Below are 16587 nucleotides of genomic sequence, written 5' to 3' on the forward strand. Positions count from 1 at the left end.
CACCTCCTCCGAACGAGAGAGCTCTGCATCGAGAGCTAGTAGTAGTTCTTCTTCCCCAGACGGGTCCTCCGGACCCGGCATGAGCAGGTTATGACCCCGTACCTGGGGCTCGCAACCTATTTAACGAAACTTGTCCCGATCAGGTGGCGGAGTACCCGACACCGGCTCGGACCAGGCCCAACACGTCGTCACCGAACTTATCAAGCTTGGAGGCGCCGATGCCCGAGATCGCGACGAGTCCGGCCGAATCCGTGGGTCGCTGCTCCGCGATCGCCACCAGGGTCGCGTCGGTGAAGACGACGTACGCGGGCACCTTGAGCTCCCGCGCCCGTCCCGCACGCCATCGGCGCAGCGACTCGAGCAGCTCTTCGTCCACATCGGACGGGCAGGACCTGCATCGGCCGAGCTTGACGGCCTGCGCCTCGACCAGCGTCGACGCGCACACCCGGCAGGTCGGCTTCTCCTTCTTCATGAGAGGAGGACGCTGCGCGCCACCGGATACGCGTGCGGCGGGGTGGTTCTCGGGAACGAGGTTGTAGAGGAACCGCGACCGGCGGCGGTACTTGCGCCCACCGGCCGCGCGCGCCAAGGCCCACGACAGCCAGATGTGCTCACGCGCGCGCGTGACACCTACATACAGAAGGCGGCGTTCTTCCTCGATCTTCGCGTCGTCGCCGTCGGCGTACTGGATCGGCATCGTGCCCTCGACCAGTCCGACGAGGAACACGGCGTCCCATTCGAGGCCCTTCGACGCGTGCAGCGACGCCAGCGTCACGCCTTCGACCGTCGGCGGGTGCTGAGCCTCGGCCCGCACGTCCAGTTCCACGCAGAACCGCGGCAGGTCGGCGTCGGGCGTGGTGACGGCGAACTCCTCGGCGAGTTCGACCAGCGCGAGCAACGACTCCCAGCGTTCGCGGGCGGTGCCACCGGTCGGCGGCTCGTCGGTCAGCCCGACGCGGTGCAGCACCGAGCGGACGACCTCGGGCAGGCTCCCCGAGACCTCGCCCGACGAGCGCAGCGTGATCATCGCCTGGCGGATCTCGGCGCGCTCGAAGAAGCGTTCGCCGCCGCGCACCAGGTACGGGATGCCGAGCCCGGCGAGCGCCTGCTCGTACGCCTCGGACTGCGCGTTGACGCGGTAGAGGATCGCGATCTCGGACGCCGCGACGCCCTCGTCGAGCAGCGTCTTGATGCGACCGGCGACGGCGTCGGCCTCACTCGGCTCGTCGTCGAACTCGTGGAACCGCGGCTTCGGCCCCTCCGGCCGCTGCCCGATCAGCTGCAGCCGCGAGCCGGCGGGACGTCCGCGCGCCCACTTGATCACGTCGTTGGCCAGTTCCACGACCTGCGGCGTCGACCGGTAGTCCCGCTCCAGCCGCACGACGACCGCCTCGGGGAACCTCCGCCCGAAGTTGAGCAGCGGCTGCGGCGAGGCACCCGCGAACGAGTAGATGGTCTGGTTCGCGTCGCCGACCACGGTCACGTCGTCGCGGTTGCCCAGCCACGAGTCGAGCACGCGCTGCTGCAGCGGCGTCACGTCCTGGTACTCGTCCACGACGAAGCAGCGGTAGCGGTCGCGGAACTCCTGCGCGACCTCCGCGTTGTCCTCCAGCGCACCGGCCGTGTAGAGCAGCAGGTCGTCGAAGTCGAGCAGCTGCGCCTCGTTCTTGAGCTGCTCGTAGGTCGTGTAGAGCTTCATGATCTGCTCGGCGGGCGCCGGGATGTCCCGCGCGGCGCGAGCGGCGGCGACCGGGTAGTCCTCCGGCGTCAGCAGCGACGCCTTCGCCCACTCGATCTCACTGGTGAGGTCGCGCAGCGCGTCCGGCTCCGTCGGCAGTCCCAGCCTGGTCGCGGCGCGGGCGACGACGCGGATCTTCTGGTCGACCAGTTCCCAGCGCGGACCGCCGATGACGCGCGGCCAGAAGTAGCGGAGCTGGCGTGAAGCGGCGGCGTGGAACGTCACGGCCTGTGCGCCGTTCACGTCCAGAGAGCGCAAACGTGTGCGCATCTCCCCCGCGGCGCGCTTGGTGAACGTGACCGCCAGGACCTGCGACGGAGCGACGTGGCCGCGTTGGCACAGGTAGGCGATGCGGTGCGTGATGGTGCGCGTTTTGCCGGTACCGGCACCCGCGAGCACGCACACGGGGCCGCGTGGGGCCTCGACCGCGGCGCGCTGTTCAGGATCAAGACCCTCCAGCAACGCGTCCATCCCGGCAGTCTCGCAGACGGCCGATGCGAGACTGATACCACCGCGCCGTATCCTGTCCACATGGCTGGTAAGCAGGACAAGGCGGCGGCAAAGGAAGCGGCGAAGGTTCGCCGCGCGGCCTCACGCGAACGGCGCAAGCAGATCTTCGAGGCGTTCAAGATGCAGCGCCGCGAGGACAAGGCGCTCATTCCGATGATGCTGGGCGCCCTGCTGGGCGTCACCGCGATCGCCGTGGTCCTGGGCATCGTCTTCAACGCGGTCTGGATGTTCGTGCCGCTGGGCGTCGCGATCGGCGCGCTGCTGGCCGTGATCATCTTCGGCCGCCGCGTGCAGAGCAACGTCTTCCGCAAGGCGGACGGCCAGCCGGGCGCGGGCGCCTGGGCCCTGGAGAACCTGCGCGGCCGTTGGCGCGTCACCCCCGCCGTCGCGGGCACCACGCAGCTCGACGCCGTGCACCGCGTGCTGGGCCGGCCGGGCGTCGTCCTGGTCGCCGAGGGCGCCCCGCAGCGGGTGAAGCCGCTGCTCGCGCAGGAGAAGAAGCGCATCTCCCGCGTCGTCGGCGAGACCCCGATCTACGACTTCATCATCGGCACCGAAGAGGGCCAGGTCCCGCTGAAGAAGCTCCAGTCGAAGCTGATGAAGCTGCCGCGCAACATCACGGCGGCCCAGGTCGACACGCTGGAGACCCGCCTCGCCGCGCTGGCCAGCCGTGGCGCCGCACTGCCCAAGGGCCCGATGCCGGCCGGCGCCAAGATGCGCAACGTCCAGCGCGCCATGCGCCGCCGGGGCTGACCGAACCCGCTCCCACCAGCACGAAGAGGCCCGCCGCACATCAAGTGCGGCGGGCCTCTTCACGTTCTCGGGAAGCTAGCGGACCTTGATGACGACGGTGCCCGCGGCCTTGTCGTGCAGGCAGCGGCCGTCCGCGTCCCAGACCAGCGCCGGGATCAGCGGGAAGATGAGCACGGTGCGCAGCAGTGCGCGCGGCAGGTGCACGAACGTCTTGCCGTCGATCCGCGCCACCCGCAGCCCGAGCAGCGCGTGCCCCGGCGTGAACCCGAAGAACGCCACCGCGACCACGGTGATCACGAACCAGGCCAGCAGGCTCCAGTTCTTCGGCAGGTCGGGCTGGGTGAACACGGCCGCGACGCCGGCGGCCAGCAGGAAGTCGACGAAGATGGCGGCCGTGCGCCGCCCGATCGAGGCGATGGAGCCCGGCCCCTTCTCGGGGAAGCCGTGCCGCTCGCCTCGCCAGCGTTGTTGCGTGCCGTCGTTCGAGTCGTCACCCGGCGACAGCACCGAATTGGGTCCAGACAGCCACGAACCGGTCCACCTGCTCACCCCACCAGAGTAAAGCCGTGCTCAACGGGTGAGCACGGGCAGGTCGCCTTGCCTGGTTGAGCGGTCCCGTTAACACTGGCGAAACATCGGAGTGACGGACGGGCAACACCGCCCGCATACGGTCGCACGCGATGGCCAGCCGTATTCCATAGCCAAGGAGTCGACGAGGGTGTTCAAGAATTCCGACGAGGTGCTGAAGTTCATCACCGACGAGGGCGTCAAGTTCGTCGACGTGCGGTTCAGCGACCTGCCGGGCGTGATGCAGCACTTCACGCTGCCCGCCAAGGCGTTCGACGCCGACGCGATCGAAGAGGGACTCGCCTTCGACGGCTCCTCCGTGCGCGGCTTCCAGTCCATCCACGAGTCGGACATGCTGCTGCTGCCCGACCTGTACACCGCGCGTCTCGACCCGTTCCGCATCGAGAAGACGCTGATCGTCAACTTCTTCGTGCACGACCCGTTCACGCGTGAGGCGTACAGCCGCGACCCGCGCAACATCGCGCGCAAGGCCGAGCAGTACATCACCGACTCGGGCATCGCGGACACCGCGTACTTCGGCGCCGAGGCCGAGTTCTACATCTTCGACTCGGTCCAGTTCGACACCACCGCGAACGGCTCCTTCCACAAGGTCGACGCGGTCTCCGGCTGGTGGAACACCGGCCGTGAGGAAGAGGGCGGCAACCTCGGCTACAAGGTCAAGTACAAGGGTGGCTACTTCCCCGTCACCCCGAACGACCACTACGCCGACCTGCGCGACCAGATGGTCCTCAACATGGAGGCCCAGGGCTTCACCGTCGAGCGCGCCCACCACGAGGTCGGCACCGGCGGCCAGGCCGAGATCAACTACAAGTTCAACACGCTGCTGCACGCCGCGGACGACCTGATGCTGTTCAAGTACATCATCAAGAACACCGCCTGGCAGGCCGGCAAGACCGTCACCTTCATGCCGAAGCCGCTGTTCGGCGACAACGGCTCGGGCATGCACACCCACCAGTCGCTGTGGAAGGACGGCTCGCCGCTGTTCCACGACGAGAGCGGCTACGCGGGCCTGTCCGACACCGCCCGCCACTACATCGGCGGCATCCTGCACCACGCGCCGTCGCTGCTGGCCTTCACCAACCCGACGGTGAACTCCTACCACCGCCTGGTCCCCGGCTACGAGGCCCCGGTCAGCCTGGTCTACTCCCAGCGCAACCGCTCGGCGTGCGTCCGCATCCCGATCACGGGCAACAACCCGAAGGCCAAGCGCATCGAGTTCCGCTGCCCCGACTCCTCGGGCAACCCGTACCTCGCCTTCTCGGCGATGGTCATGGCGGGCCTCGACGGCGTGAAGAACAAGATCGAGCCGCCGGCCCCGATCGACAAGGACCTCTACGAGCTCCCGCCCGAGGAGGCCCGCGACGTCAAGCAGGTCCCGGCCACCCTCGACGCGGTGCTGGACAACCTGGAGGCCGACCACGAGTTCCTGCTCGAGGGCGGCGTGTTCACCCCGGACGTGATCGACACCTGGATCTCGTTCAAGCGTGAGCAGGAGATCGACCCGCTGCGTCTGCGCCCGAACCCCTACGAGTTCGCGCTCTACTACGACGTGTGATCGGTTGAGCTTTGCGTTGAAGGCCCGGCGGGAACTCCCGCCGGGCCTTCGGCCTTTCTAGGTGCCGAGCAGCGTCACGGTGGACGACACCCCGTTCATCCCCTCGCTGACCCGGACGTTGGAGACCAGGACCTCGGCCTCGCCGCCGGTCGGCAGCTTGATCCGGGCCTCACCACCGGTCAGCTCCTCCATGGCGGTGCCGGCGCCGGACAGCTGCCAGAGCCCGCCGTCGTTCACCGTCTCGATCAGGTCCACCCGGTCCAGCTCGACCGCGTTGCCGTCCGCGTAGACGAGCCGGGCCGGTCCTGAGTAGCTGAACATCACTTCTCCTCTTCGAGGTCTCCCCGACTCCCTGACACACGGGCGGGGAGGCGGCGGGGTTCATCGAGCAGGAAGCGACGGCCGCGTGATAGAGGTTGCGGCGTGACGCAGTGGACGGTGCACGGCACCCGCAGGATCTACGAGTCGGAGTGGATGAGCGTCGACCTCGACGACGTCGAGATCCCTGAAGGCGAGCGGTTCGAGCATCACGTGTTGCGGTTGCCGTTCGCCTCCACGGCGGTGGTCGTGGTGCGGGATGAGCACGTGTTGCTGATGTGGCGTCATCGGTTCACGACTGACGTGTGGGGCTGGGAGATTCCCGCGGGCCGGCTCGAGGCGGGTGAGACGGCCGAGACCGCCGCGGTGCGGGAGACAGAGGAAGAGACCGGGTACCGGGTCGGTGTCGAGCCGTTGGTGACGATCAACCCGTTGAACGGCCTCAGTTCTCACACCACGCACGTCTTCGTCGGCACCGGCGCGGTCAAGGTCGGCGAGCACGATCCCGCCGAGGCCGCGCGGGTGGAGTGGGTACCGCTCAACGAGATTCCCGCGTTGATCCGAAAAGGACTCGTTCCGTGCGGGATCACGCTGGCGGCACTCACCACCTACCTCACGCTGAAAGCCTCGCCCTGACCTCCATCAAGGCCTCGCCGAGGAGATTCAGGCCAAGCCACGAGGACGGGTCCTGAGCGCGCGGGTCGGACGCCACGAGACCGATGCCCCACACGCGGTCCTGCGGGCTGGCCTCGACCAGGACGCGGGAGTTCGTGCCCAGCAAGTAGGAACGCAGTGCGGGGTCCTGGCCGAACTTCGCCAGGTTTCCCTCGACGACGATCTCCAGACGCGCGGATTCCCACGTGGCGTCGGAAAAACCCGACACCTCACGGCCCAGTGCCTTGGCCTCGCCCGGTGTGCGGGCGGCGAGCACGCGCGAAGCCACGGAGTCGTCGCCGAACAGCAACGCCTTGCGCCACATCATGTAGTGCTCGGCGGACGAGAAGTCCTGGCCCTCGACGGAGAACGTGCACGGCCACCACTGCGAGAGACAGCCTTTGCCGACACTGCCGTCACGTTCGGGCTGATGGCCCCAGAAGAACAGGTACTTCACGGTCATTTCGGCAGCGGGATCCCGGTGACGGTGATCGCGGCGCCGGTCGGCGCGAACTGGCCGGAGATCGACGAGAACGTCAGGGTGAGCGAGTTCACACCGGTGCCGAGCTTCTCGTCGAGGATGACGGTGCCCGAGGCGGTGGTGCCCTGCGTGACGGGGCCGTCCCACTTGCTGCTCGACGCCGCGTAGGTGCGGTTCAGATCGTCCAGGACGGCGATGCCGACCACGGGGAGGGTCATTCTGGCCTGGGAGGCGTTGGTGGCCGTCACGAACAGCTTCACGCGGTTGTTCGCCGCTTCGACGCGAGTGACCTCTATCGTCAGCATGCCGCGTTGCTGCTTGAACGAACCCGTCTGCACCTTCACGTCCGCGGACGGCTCGGTGGTTTCCAGTGCGCCATCAGGCGTTTCGACGACGTTCGACGTAGTCGTCGTGGCGGTGACGTTGGGCTGCGCGGCGGAGTTGCTGCCGTTCAGTGCATATTCGATCACACCGAGTAGTGCCAGCACACCAGCCGCCACGCCCGCGATGGCGATCACGGTCTTTCCTCGGCGCGTGACCCTGCGATGCTGCATGACTTCCTCTGCTAGACCCCCGTGACGAACCACAGCTCCCCCACTGAGCGCGCCTAGTCTCATCTCGATTGGGTGAAACGTCAATGCGCTAGGGTCCGCCCGTGTCTCAAGATGTCGCCGAATTCACGGCTCCGCAGCTGCTCACCACCCACATCTTCGACTCGGCACCCGATGCCCTCGAAGCGGTTCAGGCCGCTGACGTGCTCGACCTCGGTGTCCGGGTCTACAACCGGCTCGTGCCCGACGCCGACGACGCGGAAGCGTTGGAGGAGGAGTGGGTCGTCGAAATTTACACCAGCGCCCCGGCGGTGGACCCGGATTCCGACGAGGACTGAGCAGTTCCAGAAGTGGGGGCACTCCGCGAGGCGTGCCCCCGAACCTGAAGAAATATATGAAGGTTTCAGGCCGTCAGTACAACTTTTCCTCGTACATGGCCACCTTCGAGCAGCCGGTGCGCCTTCACGGCCTCCTCCAACGGAAAAGTCTGCTGCACCTCGACGCGCAGCTTTCCGTCAGCGACCAGATCCACGAGCCACTGCGTCTGCTCCGCGTTCGGCCGCGCCCAGGTGTTGACGACGCCGTTCTCCAGCGCCCGCGGTCCGTCCACAATGGACGTCATCCGTGCCCGGTCGCGCACCAGCTGCAACGACTGGTCGAACGCCAGTCCGCCCGCGTTGTCGACCACCACGTCGACCAGGCCGTCGCCGCCGACCAGCTCCGCCACCGCGTCGACCAGCGCGTCACCGTAAGCGACCGGTTCGGCCCCCAGCGATCGCACGAACTCGTGGTTGCGCGGCGACGCGGTGCCGATCACCCGCGACGCACCCAGTTCCCGCGCGATCTGCACCTGAAGATGTCCGACACCACCGGCGGCGGCGTGCACCAGGACGACGTCGCCGGAACCGGTACCAACTGCCTTCAAGGCCTGCAACGCCGTCAGCCCTGCCAGCGGCAACGCGGCCGCGGTCACGAAGTCCACGGTGGACGGTTTGCGCGCGACCATCCGGTCCGGCAGCGAGATCAACTCGGCGTAGGAACCGAACTGGACGTGGTCCTTGCGGGCGTAGGCGAGCACCTCGTCGCCCGGCTTCCAGTCCTGCACGCCGATGCCGACGGCCCGCACGACACCCGACACGTCCCAGCCGGGGATCAACGGCAGGTGGTGCGGCATCAGCCCCTGCAGGTACCCGGCTCTGATCTTGTAGTCCACCGGGTTCACGCCGGCCGCGCGCACCTCCACCAGGACCTGGTCAGGCCCCAGCAGCGGGTCGGGCAGCTCCTGCAGCGACATGACGTCGGCGTCGCCGAACCGGGTAAACGCGATGGCTTTCACAGTCCCTCACCGTAGAAGACACGCTCCGCCACCGCACGTGCACGACGAGTGGTCCTGCGATATTCCTCCAGGAACTCCCCCGGATCGCCCCCTGGCTCGTATCCCATGACGGACGCGACCGCCACGAGATCGCGCCCCGACGTCGGCAGCTGATCAGATGCCTTGCCGCGCACCAGCATCAGGGCGTTGCGCGCCTGCGTCGCGAGGTTCCACGCGGTGGTCAGCGCGGCAGCGTCCTCCGCGGCCAGCAGGCCCGCGCCCACGGCGGCCTCCATCGCGGCCATTGTGGACGGTGTGCGCAGACCGGGTACCGCGCCGGAATGCTGCAGCTGCAACAACTGCACGGTCCACTCGACGTCCGCGAGCCCGCCCCGGCCGAGCTTGGTGTGCGTGCTCGGGTCGGCGCCCCGCGGCAGCCGTTCCGCGTCGACCCTGGCCTTGATCCGCCGGATCTCCCGCACGGACGCCGCGTCCAGGCCGTCCGGCGGATAGCGCAGCGGCTCGATCAACGCCTCGAACTCGGCTCCCAGATCAGCGTCGCCCGCGATGAACCTGGCCCGCAGCAGCGCCTGCTTCTCCCACAGCTCCGCCCACTGCCGGTAGTACGCGCGGTAGGAGTCCAGCGTCCGCACCAGCGGTCCCTGCCGGCCCTCCGGCCGCAGGTCTGCGTCGACCAGCAACGGCGGGTCCTGCGACGGGGCGCCGAGCAGCCGCCGGATCTTCTCCACGACCCCGCTCGCCCACTTCACCGCCTCGGCGTCGGTCACACCCTCGAACGGCCGGCACACGAACAGCACGTCGGCGTCCGAGCTGTACCCGAGCTCGTACCCGCCGAGCCGGCCCATGCCGATCACCGAGATCGCGGCCACGGCTTCACCGGACGAGCGCACCGCCGCGTCCAGCGCGCTGCGCAGCACCGATCCCCACACCTCGGACAACGAGATGCACACCGTTTCCAGCGGCATGAACCCCAGCAGGTCCGCGGCGGCGATCCGCAGCAACTCGTGGCGCCGCAACGATCGTGCGGCCGCGATCGCCCGCGCCGCCTCGCCGTACCGGGAAACGGCGCTGCGCAAGGGTTTCCCGATCGAGTGCGGATCACCGCCGACCAACGCCTCGGTGTCGGCGAGCAGCCGCATCACCTCCGGCGCCCGCACGAGCAGGTCCGGCACGAAGCGCGAGGTGCCCAGCAGCACCGCGAGCCGTTCGACCACGGCGCCCTCGTCGCGCAGAAGCCTCAGGTACCAGGGGGTTTCCGCGAGCGCCTCGGACACCTTCCGGTACGCGAGCAGGCCACCGTCCGGATCGGGCGTGCCAGCGAAGAGGTCGAGCAGCACCGGCAGCAGGGCACCCTGGATGCGAGCCCGCCGGGACATCCCGTGCGTCAAAGCCTGAATGTGCCGCAACGCGCCGTCCGGCGACGTGTAGCCCAACGCCGCCAGCCGGGCCACGGCCTCCTTGGTGGTGAGCCGCAACGCCTCGGTCGGCACTCCCGCCACGGACTGCAGCAGCGGCCGGTAGAACAGCTTCTCGTGCAGCCGCCGGACCTGGTTGGCGTGCTTGCGGAACTCCGCGAGCAGCACCTGCCCCTCGGACTTCCGCCCGTCCGCCGCCAGCCCCGCCGAGCGCGCCAGCCACCGCAACGCCGTCACGTCGTCGTCGGCCGGGAAGAGGTGCGTACGCAGCAAACGCTGCAGCTGCAGCCGGTGCTCCAACGTGCGCAGGAACCGGTACGAGCGCCCGAACTCCGCCGCGTCCTCACGCCCGACGTACCCGCCCTGGCCCAACGCGGCCAACGCGGCCGTCGTCGCCTGGATGCGGAGGTCCTCGTCAGAACGCCCGTGCACGAGTTGCAGCAGCTGCACCGCGAACTCGACGTCGCGCAGACCACCGCGGCCGAGCTTCAGCTCGCGGTCGGCCAGCCCCGAAGGCACGTGGTCCTCGACCCGACGCCGCATCGCCTGCACGTCCTCGACGAAGTTCTCGCGCTCCGCCGCCGTCCACACGTACGGGCGCACGACGTCGAGGTACGCCTGTCCCAGTTCGGCGTCTCCAGCGACCGGCCGCGCTTTCAGAAGCGCCTGGAACTCCCAGGTCCGCGCCCACTTCTTGTAGTACGACGCGTGCCCGTCCAGGGTGCGGACCAGCGCACCCGCCTTGCCCTCCGGCCGCAGCGCCGCGTCGACCTCGAAGCACGACTGGCCCGCGATCTGCATCATCGTGCTGGCCAGCCGGGTCGCCACGCCCAGATCGCCCTCGGCGACGAACACGACGTCGACGTCGCTCACGTAGTTCAGCTCGTTCGCACCGCACTTGCCCATCGCGATCACCGCGAGCCGGCAGCGGTCGGCGGCGCCGTTCACCTTCTCCGAGGCAAGCTTCAACGACGCCCGAAGAGCCGACACGGCCAGATCGGACAGTTGCGCGGCCACGGTGTCGTATGGGACGAACGGCAGATCGGGCTCGACGACGTGCGCCAGGTCGTTCGCGGCGACGAGCAGCAGCTTCGCCCGGTACTCGGTGCGCAGCACGTCGTCGTCCGCGAGGTCCAGCGACACGTCGACCTCCTCGGTCAGCGAACGCCACCGGTCGGGGTTCACGACGAGGAAGTCCGACAGCGCGGTGGAGGACCCGAGCGCGGCGAGCAGACGCCCGCGCACGACGACGTCCTTGTGCAGCGCGGCCGACAGGGCGTCCCAGTCGGCGACCGCTTGGAGACGCTCCAAGCCGCGCAACGCGAGGTCTGGATCAGGTGAACGGGAGAGCGCCGCCAGGACCGGCTCGGAGCCGTCGGTGGGCCTGCGATCAGCCCACAGGCCCAGACCGCGCAGCACTTCCTCGCTGCGCGGCTCGGTGAGCCCGAATCTTGCTGGGGACGCGTGGCGGACTGGTTCGCTCATCGTGAGCCAACCCTAATCCCCTCACAGCGTCAGAAGACGATCAGTGAGAGTCCGTAGAGCACGACAGCCACGCAACCGGCGAAGCTCGCGTACGCGGGAACCTTCTTGTCACCCGACAGAGCGCGGATGCCGAGCACGAAGAGCGTCACGACCAGAATCGTGGCCAGCAGCGTGGCACCGAAGACCTGGAGCAGCGCCGTCCAGTCGACCTTCATGCCGCCACCTTGTGCAGTTCGGCCTGAGCGGCGACCTCGTCGACGATGTGCTCCGGCTTGACCGGCTCACGCCGCGCCAGGATCCAGATGAAGATCGAGACGGCGAGACCGATGACGGCGACACCGATGATCCCGACCGTGCCGGTCGAGGCCCACTTGCCCGCTAGGGCGCCAACGATGCCGGCGGCGGGAAGGGTGAACAGCCAGCCGGCGGCCATCTTGCCCATGGTGCCCCAGTTGACGCCGCGGCGGTCGCGGCCCAGGCCGGAGCCCATGATGCCGCCGGACGCGACGTGCGTGGTGGACAGGGCGAAGCCGAGGTGCGACGACGCGAGGATCGCCGTGGCGGTCGAGGTCTGCGCCGCGAAGCCCTGCGCGGGCTCGATGGTCGTCAGGCCGCGGCCCAGCGTGTGCGTGATGCGCCAGCCGCCGAGGTACGTGCCCGCCGCGATCGCGAGGCCGGCGCTGATGATCACCCAGGTGGGCGGGCCGGAACCGGGGGCGAGCGAACCGGACGTGATCAGCGCGAGCGTGATGATGCCCATGGTCTTCTGCGCGTCGTTCGTGCCGTGCGCGAGGGAGACCAGCGAGGCGGACGCGACCTGACCGACCTTGAAGCCGGTGTGCGCGACGCGCGGGTCCGCCGCCTTCTTGAGCCGGTAGACGACGATCGTGGCGATGGCCGCGACCAGGCCGGCGACCAGCGGCGCGACGATCGCGGGCACCAGGACCTTGTCGACGACCTTGGCGAAGTGGATGGCGTCCACACCGGACGCGACCCAGGCCGCGCCGATCAGGCCGCCGAACAAGGCGTGCGACGAACTCGACGGCAGGCCGACGTACCAGGTGACGAGGTTCCACATGATCGCCCCGACCAGGCCGCCGAAGATGACGGCGGGGGTGATCTGGGCGTCGTCGACGATGCCGCCGGAGATGGTCTTGGCCACCTCAACGGACAGGAACGCGCCCACGAGGTTGAGAACCGCCGACAGCGCGACCGCCGTGCGGGGCTTCAGGGCACCCGTGGCGATGGAGGTGGCCATGGCGTTGGCCGTGTCGTGGAACCCGTTGGTGAAGTCGAAGATGAGAGCAGTGACAACGACGATGATCACTACAAGTGCGGGATCCACACTGATCCTCCGGCTGGATCGAACAAGCTGTCCAGGAGATTACGGTACCGCCAACGGAGGATGTCTTAAAACCTACGAAAGTAACGTCACACCAACGGAAGTTGTGTGCCCGAACCCAGTGCGGGCAACAGTTCTCCCCGAACGAGTTTCGCGAATCTGCCGACGAACGGCTGCCACACCTCTTCGAAGTCGCGGTGGGCCTCTTCGAGGAACTCCTGGTCGAAGTGGTGAGCTCGCGCACACGACGCCGAATCGGGATCCTTCGACGCCCAGTTCAAGACGATTTCCGGGGTCGTCTCGATGTGGAACTGAAGGCCGTAAGCGCTCTCCCCCACCCGAAACGCCTGATTCGGATATTTCGGGGACGCCGCGAGGTGTTCCGCGCCGGGCGGCAGCAGGTGCACCTCGTCGTTGTGGAACTGCAGCACGTCGGGCGTGAACGGCAGGTCGGCGAACAACGGGTCGCTGGCCGCCGCGTCGCGCTTCGCCACCAGCAGCACACCGACCTCCGGCCCCTGCGGACCCTTGCGCACCTGGCCACCCGTGGCGGCCGCGAGCAGCTGCGCACCGAGACAGATCGCCAGGGTGGGCAGCCGCTTCGACACGGCGCTGGACAGCAGCTTCCTCGCGTCGGCGAGCCACGGGTACTCAAGGTCGTCGAGCGCGCCCATCTCACCGCCGAGGCAGACGACGCCCTGGTAGCCGTCGAGGTTCGTCGGCGCGGGCATCTCCTTGAGCGGCACGAGGTCGAGCTCGATGCCCTCGGCCTCCAGCCAGTCCCCGAGCTTGGCCAACGGGTCCGACTGCGAGGGCTGCAGAACGAGCAGGCGCGGTGCGTTCACGCATCTGAGCCTAGGTGGGCCCAGGTCAGCAGTGACACGCGACCTTGGATACACCTGCTCCGACGAGCTGATCCGACTCGACCGGATAGCCCGCCTCCCGCCAGGCCGTGATGCCGCCGGACAGCCGCTTCACCCGATAGCCCCTTTGCGCGAGCGCGAGGGCTCCCTTGGTGGCGGCGTTGCACTGGAAGCTCTCGCAGTAGCAGATGTAGACGAGGCCCGGATCGAGGTCGAGCTGCTCGGGGAGGTCGCGGTAGGGCAGGTTGATCGCGCCGGGGATGCGGGCCTGCGCGAACGCCTCCGGAGCGCGCGTCTCCACGAGGACGTAGCCGCGGGTGTTGCCTTCCTGGGTGTTGCCTTCCTGGAGGTCGCCTTCTTGGATGCTGCCTTTCTGGATGTTGCCTTCCTGGAGGTCGCGGTACACGTCGTCGGGGTCGGCCTCGAACGCGAGCTCGGCGGCGAAGTGGGCGGCCGCGGCCTGCGGGTCGGCGGCGGGGAAGCGCAGTGCGTTCGTCATGCCTTCGATCCTGCTTGGCTTCGCCGACCCACGAACATGCGGAAGTCCAGGCGTTCAGCGCGATCTCCTTATGATTTCCAGGTGGAACTCGACGCGGTGGACTGGAAGATCCTGTCGTTGCTGCAGCAGGACGGGCGAATGTCGTTCACCTCGCTGGGCCGCGAGGTGTCGCTGTCCGCGCCGGCGGTGACCGAACGGGTCCGGCGCCTGGAGTCTCTCGGCGTGATCACGGGCTTCACCGCGGTCGTCTCCCCCGCCCGGCTCGGCCTGCCGATCGAGTCGATCGTGCGCGTGCGGGTGCGATCGCTGGACACGCCGCGGTTCCGCACGCAGGTGCTGGTGCTGCCGCAGATCCTCGACGCCGACCACGTGACCGGCGACGACTGCTGGCTGCTGCGGGTTGTCTGCCGGTCGATGGTGGAGCTGGAGGAGCTCGTCGAGGTGATGCAGCGCTACGGCGACACGACGACGTCGCTCGTGTTCTCCTCCCACGTCCGCAACCGCCCGCTGTCTCCCGAGCTCTTCGACTAGTTCCGCTGGGCTCTTCGGCTGGTCCGCTGGGCTCTTCGACAGTCCGCAGGGCTCTTCGAACAGTCGGCGGGCGAGTCGTCAGATCGGGTGGTGACGGTCCTGATCCAGCCGCTGCTTCGTCTCGTTCAGTGGGCAGGACGAGGGCCCACGAGTTGTCCACAACCTGATCGGGTGGCGATTGTCCTGAAACAGCGTTTTCTTTCTCCCGCATATGCGGAAGCGCGGGGGGATGCGACAGGGAACTGCGGCGGCGTCAGTCGTCTTGAGACTCTGCTGACCGGGGTGTGCACGGTGGTCGCGACGCCACGGTGGTCGCGACGCACGGAGCTTGGGGCGCACCGAAGCTTGGGGCGCACGGACTCTCGCCAGCCAGCGAGAGCAGCGCCCGGCGGGACCCGTCGGGCGTCGATCGCGGGCTTCCCGGCGTTGGTGCGCGGACGCGGCCGGCTCCTCCACGAGGTCGGTCCATCAGCCGATGATCAGTTGGCCGCCCGCCGCTCCTGACGGGCACGACTTTTCCGGCACGTCGGGAGCCGCCGACTCTTCCAGCCGGCTCAGTCCTGGGACCAGAACTCGGTTCGGCGTGACACCTCAGCGTGTGGAAGCGCCTCAGCCCTTTCGCTCGGGCCGGTGATCTCGCGGGGTTCACCCGTCGCCTAGGGGCATCGACGATCGCGGAACGCGGTTGGCGGTGGCGCGGTTGGCGGTGGCGCGGTTGGCGGTGGCGCGGCGATGCTCGGGGCGATGCTCGGGGCGACCGTCCACTTGAGCCGGTGTGCGCCTGCGAAGACCCTCTGTCGCGCAACGAGATGCGGATGGCCGGGTGCCGCTCGTCCACCGGGTGTGGCCGCGATCTTCAGGCGCTGGCTGTGTTCGCGGGATCGGCGTCGAGGAAGTTGCCTGCGGCCGCGGGGAAGTCCCTGATGTCGTTGTGGCTCAGTGCTTCCACCAGAGTTCCGCCCAGTCGTCGAGTGGTTGGTAGCCGATGCGTTGGTAGATCGAGTTTGAGACCGGGTTGGTCAGGTCCGCGAAGAGCAGGACGTCGGTGGCGCCCTGGTCGAGTGCCCATTGGCTCACGAAGGCGCTGACCGCGGCGCCGTAGCCGTGCTTGCGGTGCTCGGGTGGGGTGTAGACCGGGCCGACTCTCGTCATGCCGGCTTGCGGGCGGCTCGCGACTGCCCAGGCGACCGGTGTGCCGTTGATCACCCAGAGGGCGTGGCCGTTGCCCAGGCGCAGGGAGCCTCGCATGGCTTCGGTCGCTGGTTCGTTCGGTGCTTCTGGGACGGCTTCGCTGAGGAACGCGTCTCGCCAGGTGCCCAGGAGTTCGACGTCGTCTTCGGTGGCCAGGCGGCCGGCGCCTGCGGTCGTGGGCGGGGTCAGGGTGCCTAGGCGGTATTGCCTGGTGGCTAGGGTTTCCGCGTAGTCCTTGCCGGTCGCTGTGGCGAAGGCCTCGGATCTGGTTCGCGGGCCCGTCACTCCTGGGGCTTCCGGGTCGATTCTCGCGGCGAGGTCGGCTGCCAGTTCCGCCGCGGAGAGTGGGAGGTCGGCTGCCTGGAACGGCCACGGCGGGGTGCGGATCAGGGAGCCGATCACTTCGCCGTTGTCGTGGAAGGTGATCAGGGTCGGCAGGAGGTCGGTGGCCGGCGAGCGGCGGATGCGGTCGAGCGAGGTTAGCGCCACCGTGTTCCGCACCGGATCGGCTGCCAGCCGATCGTGGGTGGCGGCGTCGAACGATTCCAGGGTGGCGTGCACGACCGCGTCCATGCGTCCATCAGACCAGAGTGCGCAAGCGAAAATCAGCACGCAAAAAACCCCTGAGGGGAGCACTTGAGTGCTCGACCCTCAGGGGTCTTCTGGAAATAATGTTCGGCGACGACCTACTCTCCCACACCGTAACCAGTGCAGTACCATCGGCGCAGAAGGGCTTAACTACCGGGTTCGGAATGGGACCGGGTGTTTCCCCAACGC

General features: G+C 68.4%; 17 protein-coding genes and 1 rRNA gene. 5 read left to right on the forward strand and 13 right to left on the reverse strand.

Annotated features, from left to right (window positions below; translation table 11 throughout):
- Nucleotides 1-139: 139 nt before the first annotated feature.
- On the reverse strand, nucleotides 140-2209 hold the full coding sequence (locus ACH413_RS37375; protein WP_360039625.1) for an ATP-dependent DNA helicase UvrD2: 2070 nt from the start codon (nucleotides 2207-2209) through the stop codon (nucleotides 140-142).
- A 60-nt stretch (nucleotides 2210-2269) separates the two neighbouring features.
- On the opposite strand from ACH413_RS37375, the gene ACH413_RS37380 reads away from it, so the two are divergent.
- Nucleotides 2270-3001, forward strand: coding sequence for a DUF4191 domain-containing protein (locus ACH413_RS37380; RefSeq protein WP_360039622.1), 732 nt, complete (start codon nucleotides 2270-2272; stop codon nucleotides 2999-3001).
- Nucleotides 3002-3076: 75 nt separating this feature from the next.
- Here the strand turns inward: ACH413_RS37380 and ACH413_RS37385 are convergent, their stop codons facing one another.
- A complete protein-coding gene (locus ACH413_RS37385; RefSeq protein WP_360039619.1) occupies nucleotides 3077-3550 on the reverse strand; it encodes an RDD family protein in 474 nt (157 codons plus the stop codon).
- Between the two features lie 169 nt (nucleotides 3551-3719).
- On the opposite strand from ACH413_RS37385, the gene glnA reads away from it, so the two are divergent.
- Complete coding sequence (glnA, locus tag ACH413_RS37390; protein WP_360039616.1) at nucleotides 3720-5144, forward strand: type I glutamate--ammonia ligase; 1425 nt, start codon at nucleotides 3720-3722, stop codon at nucleotides 5142-5144.
- Nucleotides 5145-5201: 57 nt separating this feature from the next.
- On the opposite strand, the gene ACH413_RS37395 is transcribed toward glnA, so the two are convergent.
- Nucleotides 5202-5465, reverse strand: coding sequence for a hypothetical protein (locus ACH413_RS37395; protein WP_360039613.1), 264 nt, complete (start codon nucleotides 5463-5465; stop codon nucleotides 5202-5204).
- Nucleotides 5466-5567: 102 nt separating this feature from the next.
- On the opposite strand from ACH413_RS37395, the gene ACH413_RS37400 reads away from it, so the two are divergent.
- Nucleotides 5568-6098, forward strand: a complete 531-nt coding sequence (locus ACH413_RS37400) for an NUDIX hydrolase (RefSeq protein ID WP_360039610.1) — start codon at nucleotides 5568-5570, stop codon at nucleotides 6096-6098.
- Here ACH413_RS37400 and ACH413_RS37405 read toward each other — a convergent pair.
- Nucleotides 6076-6579, reverse strand: coding sequence for an NADAR family protein (locus ACH413_RS37405; protein WP_360039607.1), 504 nt, complete (start codon nucleotides 6577-6579; stop codon nucleotides 6076-6078). The two genes, ACH413_RS37400 and ACH413_RS37405, sit on opposite strands and share 23 nt — an antisense overlap.
- A complete protein-coding gene (locus ACH413_RS37410; protein ID WP_360039604.1) occupies nucleotides 6576-7115 on the reverse strand; it encodes a hypothetical protein in 540 nt (179 codons plus the stop codon). Before ACH413_RS37410 ends, ACH413_RS37405 begins: the two co-directional genes overlap by 4 nt.
- A gap of 137 nt (nucleotides 7116-7252) precedes the next feature.
- Here ACH413_RS37410 and ACH413_RS37415 point away from each other — a divergent pair, with 137 nt between their 5' ends.
- Nucleotides 7253-7486 carry a hypothetical protein gene (locus tag ACH413_RS37415; protein WP_360039601.1) on the forward strand — a complete coding sequence of 78 codons (234 nt, stop codon included), beginning with the start codon at nucleotides 7253-7255 and terminating at the stop codon, nucleotides 7484-7486.
- A 65-nt stretch (nucleotides 7487-7551) separates the two neighbouring features.
- Here ACH413_RS37415 and ACH413_RS37420 read toward each other — a convergent pair whose 3' ends face one another.
- The 6 genes from ACH413_RS37420 to ACH413_RS37445 form a co-directional block, all read right to left on the reverse strand.
- Entirely contained in the window at nucleotides 7552-8484 is a 933-nt protein-coding gene (locus ACH413_RS37420) for an NADP-dependent oxidoreductase (protein ID WP_360039598.1), read from the reverse strand.
- Nucleotides 8481-11384: a bifunctional [glutamine synthetase] adenylyltransferase/[glutamine synthetase]-adenylyl-L-tyrosine phosphorylase gene (locus tag ACH413_RS37425; protein ID WP_360039595.1), complete on the reverse strand. Its 2904-nt coding sequence runs from the start codon at nucleotides 11382-11384 to the stop codon at nucleotides 8481-8483. The genes ACH413_RS37420 and ACH413_RS37425 overlap by 4 nt, the downstream gene beginning before the upstream one ends.
- A 29-nt stretch (nucleotides 11385-11413) precedes the next feature.
- Nucleotides 11414-11599, reverse strand: a complete 186-nt coding sequence (locus ACH413_RS37430; RefSeq protein ID WP_360039592.1) for a hypothetical protein — start codon at nucleotides 11597-11599, stop codon at nucleotides 11414-11416.
- Nucleotides 11596-12729, reverse strand: a complete 1134-nt coding sequence (locus ACH413_RS37435) for an inorganic phosphate transporter (RefSeq protein WP_360039589.1) — start codon at nucleotides 12727-12729, stop codon at nucleotides 11596-11598. Before ACH413_RS37435 ends, ACH413_RS37430 begins: the two co-directional genes overlap by 4 nt.
- An 86-nt stretch (nucleotides 12730-12815) precedes the next feature.
- Nucleotides 12816-13571: a type 1 glutamine amidotransferase gene (locus tag ACH413_RS37440; protein WP_360039587.1), complete on the reverse strand. Its 756-nt coding sequence runs from the start codon at nucleotides 13569-13571 to the stop codon at nucleotides 12816-12818.
- A gap of 25 nt (nucleotides 13572-13596) precedes the next feature.
- Nucleotides 13597-14088, reverse strand: coding sequence for a rhodanese-like domain-containing protein (locus ACH413_RS37445; RefSeq protein ID WP_360039584.1), 492 nt, complete (start codon nucleotides 14086-14088; stop codon nucleotides 13597-13599).
- Nucleotides 14089-14169: 81 nt separating this feature from the next.
- On the opposite strand from ACH413_RS37445, the gene ACH413_RS37450 reads away from it, so the two are divergent.
- Nucleotides 14170-14619 carry an Lrp/AsnC family transcriptional regulator gene (locus ACH413_RS37450; RefSeq protein WP_360039581.1) on the forward strand — a complete coding sequence of 150 codons (450 nt, stop codon included), beginning with the start codon at nucleotides 14170-14172 and terminating at the stop codon, nucleotides 14617-14619.
- 936 nt (nucleotides 14620-15555) lie between these two features.
- Here ACH413_RS37450 and ACH413_RS37455 read toward each other — a convergent pair.
- Both ACH413_RS37455 and rrf read right to left on the reverse strand, forming a co-directional pair.
- Nucleotides 15556-16383 carry a GNAT family N-acetyltransferase gene (locus tag ACH413_RS37455; protein ID WP_360039578.1) on the reverse strand — a complete coding sequence of 276 codons (828 nt, stop codon included), beginning with the start codon at nucleotides 16381-16383 and terminating at the stop codon, nucleotides 15556-15558.
- A gap of 100 nt (nucleotides 16384-16483) precedes the next feature.
- Nucleotides 16484-16587: ribosomal RNA gene (gene rrf, locus ACH413_RS37460) — 5S ribosomal RNA — on the reverse strand; the annotation flags it as partial.

Source organism: Lentzea sp. NPDC020367, assembly GCF_044387305.1.
Classification (GTDB): Bacteria; Actinomycetota; Actinomycetes; order Mycobacteriales; family Pseudonocardiaceae; genus Lentzea.

Bases quoted from the DNA above. Each gene is read 5' to 3' on its own strand.
- ACH413_RS37375 (WP_360039625.1), bottom strand. From the start codon at position 2,209: ATGGACGCGTTGCTGGAGGGTCTTGATCCTGAACAGCGCGCCGCGGTC.
- ACH413_RS37380 (WP_360039622.1), top strand. From the start codon at position 2,270: ATGGCTGGTAAGCAGGACAAGGCGGCGGCAAAGGAAGCGGCGAAGGTT.
- ACH413_RS37395 (WP_360039613.1), bottom strand. From the start codon at position 5,465: ATGTTCAGCTACTCAGGACCGGCCCGGCTCGTCTACGCGGACGGCAAC.
- ACH413_RS37405 (WP_360039607.1), bottom strand. From the start codon at position 6,579: ATGACCGTGAAGTACCTGTTCTTCTGGGGCCATCAGCCCGAACGTGAC.
- ACH413_RS37425 (WP_360039595.1), bottom strand. From the start codon at position 11,384: ATGAGCGAACCAGTCCGCCACGCGTCCCCAGCAAGATTCGGGCTCACC.
- ACH413_RS37430 (WP_360039592.1), bottom strand. From the start codon at position 11,599: ATGAAGGTCGACTGGACGGCGCTGCTCCAGGTCTTCGGTGCCACGCTG.
- ACH413_RS37445 (WP_360039584.1), bottom strand. From the start codon at position 14,088: ATGACGAACGCACTGCGCTTCCCCGCCGCCGACCCGCAGGCCGCGGCC.
- ACH413_RS37455 (WP_360039578.1), bottom strand. From the start codon at position 16,383: ATGGACGCGGTCGTGCACGCCACCCTGGAATCGTTCGACGCCGCCACC.